5 protein-coding genes are annotated in these 4,949 nt (G+C 71.3%); 1 reads left to right on the top strand and 4 read right to left on the bottom strand.

The genetic code is table 11. From position 1 onward, the window contains the following. The 4 genes from AB0C29_RS33365 to AB0C29_RS33380 form a co-directional block, all read right to left on the bottom strand. On the bottom strand, nucleotides 1-274 hold a 274-nt coding region (locus AB0C29_RS33365; RefSeq protein WP_360828751.1), incomplete at its 3' end, for a zf-HC2 domain-containing protein. After that, a complete protein-coding gene (locus AB0C29_RS33370) occupies nucleotides 271-792 on the bottom strand; it encodes a sigma-70 family RNA polymerase sigma factor (RefSeq protein ID WP_360828754.1) in 522 nt (173 codons plus the stop codon). The genes AB0C29_RS33370 and AB0C29_RS33365, both read right to left, overlap by 4 nt. A 124-nt stretch (nucleotides 793-916) precedes the next feature. Next, nucleotides 917-2,206 carry a neprosin family prolyl endopeptidase gene (locus tag AB0C29_RS33375; protein WP_360828757.1) on the bottom strand — a complete coding sequence of 430 codons (1,290 nt, stop codon included), beginning with the start codon at nucleotides 2,204-2,206 and terminating at the stop codon, nucleotides 917-919. Nucleotides 2,207-2,651: 445 nt separating this feature from the next. Then, nucleotides 2,652-3,881 carry a glycosyltransferase family 4 protein gene (locus tag AB0C29_RS33380; protein ID WP_360828760.1) on the bottom strand — a complete coding sequence of 410 codons (1,230 nt, stop codon included), beginning with the start codon at nucleotides 3,879-3,881 and terminating at the stop codon, nucleotides 2,652-2,654. 71 nt (nucleotides 3,882-3,952) lie between these two features. Between AB0C29_RS33380 and AB0C29_RS33385 the strand changes: the two genes are divergently transcribed. Then, entirely contained in the window at nucleotides 3,953-4,927 is a 975-nt protein-coding gene (locus AB0C29_RS33385; protein ID WP_360828763.1) for a serine/threonine-protein kinase, read from the top strand. Nucleotides 4,928-4,949: the final 22 nt, after the last annotated feature.

Consider the following 4,949-nt stretch of genomic DNA (forward strand, 5'->3'; position numbering starts at 1 on the left):
CACGCCGGCGTTCGCGGGCCCGCTCGGCCCGCATCCGGGCCAGCAGGGTCTCGATCCGCGCGGGGCTCGGCCGGCTGCCCGCCGGCACCGTGACCGGCAGCGCGTTCTCCAGGGACCGGAGCAGTTCCGGTACGGGCGCCAGCCGATCCAGCTCGGCGCGGCACTCGTCGCAGCTCAGCAGGTGCGCGTCGAGCCGGTCGGTGTCGGCGTCGTCGAGCCCGCCCAGCAGGTAACCGCCGAGCAACCGCCGCAGCTCATCGTGGTCGGGGCTCATCGCAGCACCCCCATCTCCTCGAACGCCTGCCGCAGCGCCCGCACCGCGTAGTAGGCGCGCGACTTGACCGTGCCCTCGGGCACCGACAGCTGCCGGGCGGCGGCGGCCACGGTGTGTCCCTCGTAGTACATGGCCTGGACCACCGCGCGGTGGTCGGCGGAGAGCCGTTCCAGCGCCTCGGCGACCAGCCAGCCCTCGACGAGCTGGTCGACGTTGTCGGCCGACGGCACCGACGCGACCGCGGCGTCGTCGGCGACCAGGTGCGGGCGGCGCTGCTCGGCCCGCCAGGCGTTGGTGACCACGTTGCGGGCGATGGTGAGCAGGTAGGAACGGGTGCGGCCGGGGTCCGGGTCGAGGTGGTCGATGTGCCGCCAGGCCCGTAGCAGCGTCTCCTGGACCAGATCCTCCGCCTTGTGCCGGTCGCGCACGTACCGCGAGATGAAGCTGAGCAGGACCGCGTAGTGCTCGGTGTAGAGCGCGGTCATCAGCTCCTCGTCGGGACTCACCCGTCGCCTCATCCGCTGCTCCCTCGTCGGCCCACCACCCCGTTGTACCCCGGGCCCGGGTGGCCGGTTCGATCAGCACCGACAAAAGCGCCCGGCCCTCCCACCTGGGAGGACCGGGCGCCGCGGCGCTACGGTGTCAGCACTTCACGATCGGCTCGGACTCCGGGTCCTTCGGGTCCTTCAACGGGTATTCCGGGCCGCCGTAGCGGAACGTCGTCGGGGTGCGCAGGCTGCCCGTCCACGGGGACCAGTACGGCTCGTCGGGCTTCTCGATCTGCACCGGGGGCACCGGGTTCTCGAGGTTCACCTTGTACTTGGGCCGCATGTCCAGCTCGAACCCGACCGTCGGGCCCTTGGTCATGCTGATGCTGCCGATCCGCGCCGCGTCGCCGTCGCTGGCCGGCTTGCCGTTGCCCATCTGGGTGCAGGGCGTGAGGCTGGGCGACGCCACTTCGCCGAACCACTGGGCCAAGCCGGCCCGGGTGAACCGGCCCTCCCAGTTCTTGTCATGGAAGTAGCCGATGTACTCCGAGTTGTAGGCGATCCACCAGGCGTTGCCGTCGTGCATGATGCCGAACCGCTTCGAGGTGCCGACCGGCAGGGTGTCACCGGGCTTGACCGTCTTGTGGATCTGGGTCCATTCGCAGGCGTTGTAGCACCGGGCAACTCCGTCCTTCCAGTAGAAGACGAAGAGGTGCGGGTCGTCGTCGCCGTTGACCGAGCGGTCCACGGTCCAGCCGACCTCGACGGTCTGCTTGCTGTCGGCGGAGCGCACCGCCAGCTCGGCCAGCGTGTGGTAGTCGCCGTCGACCAGCTTGGGCTTCTCGATGGTCAGGTTGGCCCAGGTGCCGTCGGTCTCGCCGGTCTGGGCGCCGACCGCGTAGTGGAAGTTGACCACGCGGTCCGCGGCGGCCGCGGCCTTGACCGTGCCCACGGTCGGCGGGGTGGGCGGCACGACGGTGGTGCGCGCCGACTTCAGGAAGGCACCGTTCGGGCCCTGGCCGCCCTTGGGGGCATACTCGCGCGTCGGGGTCACCGCACCGCTGGTGTCCGCGGGGGCCGCGTCCGCACCGGCGGCCGCGACGGCCTTGCTGCTGGCGCCGGCCTTGGCCTGCTTGAGCCGCTTGGGCTTGGCGCCCCAGGGCAGCAGCTTCGGCGGCGTGAGGATGGCTTCGCCGGCCGCAGGGGCCTCCGGCGCGGTCTCAGCGGTCGCCGGCGCTGTCTCGGCGGTTTCCGACGCTGCTTCGGGCGCGGTCTCGGCGGGCTCCGGCGCGGTCTCGGTGGTCGCCGGTGCGACGGCGGCCGCGGGAGCCTCGGCCTCGGTCGTCTCCTCAGCACTGGCGTTCAGGGTCCAGACCGTACCCATCGTGCCGACAACGGCTACGGCTAGGCCGGCGGCGAGCAAACCGCGGCGTGAGTTCGACACGTGTCCGTCCTCGTTGTTCGGGGGGCTCGGAGGCGGTGGGCGAAGAACCTCCGGCACCGGCTCTCAGCGGCGGAGCTGACCATATAACGTTCTGAATACCCGCCGCCCCCGTCGAACGGCCTTTCCGCCTGAACGGCTGAGTCCGATCGCCGATCCGGTGAAACATCGGCCGAGTTCATCGACGGTGTGTGTTCGCGCAGTTGCTCAGGGGCAGGTTTTTGACAACCGTTCTGAAAGAAGCAAAGCGCCGCGAGGCTCTTTCGGGTATCGCACCGCCGGGCGGTGTTCCCGCAGCACCCGAACTGGACGGCGAAATACACCCTCTGTCCTGAGTCACGGTCGGTAAACGTGAATACCGATTTCAAGATCGCTTTTCCCGTTGCCGGAGAATGACCATTGCCACCGGCCCCGGATACAGGGCATGAATACCATCTGCCCGGGTTTGCTACTGGTGCTGGCGATCATGTCCAATTTGCTGGGCGGCCGGGTCGGGCACCGCCGCGCCGCGGCCCGCCGCCAGCTCGGCGAAGAGCCGTTCCCAGACCTCACGCACGGTGCTCATTGAATACCGGCTGCTGTCCGCGCGGGCGGCGGCGCCCATGGCCCGGCGCCCGGCCGGGTCCTCGATCAGCCGCATCATGCCCTCGGCCAGCGCGTCGATGTCCTCCGGCGGCACCAGGAGCCCGTTGCGGCCGTGGTCGATGATCTCGCCCGGACCGGTCGGGCAGTCGAAGGCGACGGCCGGCACACCGGCGGTGGCCGCCTCCAGCAGCACCATCGGCAGCCCCTCGAAACGGGAACTGAGCACGTACCCCGACGAGGCCGCGAGCTCCTCGTCGAGGCGCCGGCTGGGCCCTTCGAGCCGTACCCGGCCGGTCAGGCCCAGCTCCTCGATCTGCGCGGCGAGCTGGTCCCGCTTGGCGCCGTAGCCGAAGATCCGCAGCTGCCAGTCCGGGTGCCGGGCCGCGACCGGGGCGTACGCCGGAATCAGCAGGTCGAAACCCTTCTGCCGGACCAGCCGGCCGGCCGCGACCAGCACCTTGCTCTCCAACTCGGCCGGCGGCAGCGGCCACGGCGGGATGCCGTTGGGGATCCGCACCACCCGCACCGCGCTGTCGCCCAGCGCCGCCCGGTAGGTGTCGCGGTCGTGCTCGGTCAGCACCGCCACGGCGTCGAGCCGCGGATAGGCCCGCAGGATCGCCGCTCGCAGCCGCGGCTTGTAGGTCTGAAGGTTCATGTGGTCCTGGGCGATCCGGATGAGCCGGCGCGGCCCGAACCAGGCCGACAGCAGATTGTGCGCGGGACGCGTGGTGATCAGCACACCGTCCCGGGAGGACCGGAAGTACCGGATGATCGTCAGGTCGACCTGCGGGTCCCAGCGGCGGTAGCGGGAGTCGTGCCGGTGCGGCAGCGGGTTCTTGAAGCGCCGGGCCTTGTTGAGCAGGCGGCTCTTCTGCCCCGGCCGGTCGCTGCGGCGGTCGCCGGACTCGCGCAACTCGGTCAGGGGCACCAGCCGGACCCGGGGGTCCAGGGCGAAGACAGTCTTGTCCCCCGTGCGGTACACGCTGGCGATCTCGACCTCGTGCGTCTCGCACAGCGCGTTCGCCTGATTGAAGACGGTGCGGATCGTGCCGCCGCCGCCATAGGCGTTGTGCAGCAGGTACCGGATTTTCACGTCAGCAACGTAGCAACGATCGCAAAATGTTTCGTACCCGTCCGCGGACCGCCCCGCACCGAATCACCGCCATGGACGTTGCGCGGGAGCTGATCGCCGGCCGCTACCGGCTGCTGGAGATCATCGGCGCCGGTGGCATGGGCCGCGTGTGGCTCGCCGACGACGAGCTGCTCCGCCGCCGGGTGGCCGTCAAGGAGATCGCCACGCCGGTCGACGTGAGCGCCGCGCAGATGCTCGACGCCCAGCTCACCACGATGCGCGAGGCGCGGGCGGCGGCCCGGCTGGAGCATCCCGGCGTGGTCGGCGTCTACGACGTGGTGTGGCGCCCGGACCGCTCGTGGATCGTCATGGAGTACGTCGAGTCGCGATCGCTGGACGCCGTGCTGCGCGAGGGCCCGCTGCCGCACCGCGAGGCCGCCCGGATCGGCGTGGGTGTGCTGGCCGCGCTGCGGGCCGCGCACGCGTCCGGAGTGCTGCACCGCGACGTCAAGCCGCACAACGTCCTGCTCGCCACCGACGGCCGGGTGGTGCTCACCGACTTCGGCCTGGCCAAGATCAGGGGTGTCGAGCAGGGCGCCGAGCCGTTGCTGGGCTCGCCGTACTTCGTCGCGCCCGAGCGGCTGCGCGGCGACGAAGCCGGCGAAGCAGCCGACCTGTGGTCGCTGGGCGCCACGCTCTACGCCGCAGTGGAGGGTCAGGCGCCGTTCCAGCGCTCGACCACGACCGCCTCGCTGACCGCGCTGCTGACCGAGCCGCCCGACCCCGCCCGCTTCCCCGGCCCGCTGAATCCGATCATCGAGCGGCTGCTGCACAAGGACCCGGCTCAGCGGTTGCCGGCGGCCGACGCCCAGGCCCGGCTCCAGCGGGTGGCCGACCGCGCGGTCGGCGACATCCCCAATCGGGTCCCACGGCAACGCACGCCGGCTCCGCCCGGGACGTCCGCGCTGGGCATGGCGATGATCCTCGACCGGATGAGCCCGGACCGGCCGGCCCGCGACCGCATCGCCCGCAGCACGAAGGTCGCCCTGGTCGCGGCCACCCGGTAGCGCTCCTCGGCCTCGGTCACCG

It is taken from the genome of Actinoplanes sp. NPDC048791 (assembly GCF_040650095.1).
In the GTDB taxonomy this organism is placed as follows: Bacteria; Actinomycetota; Actinomycetes; order Mycobacteriales; family Micromonosporaceae; genus Actinoplanes.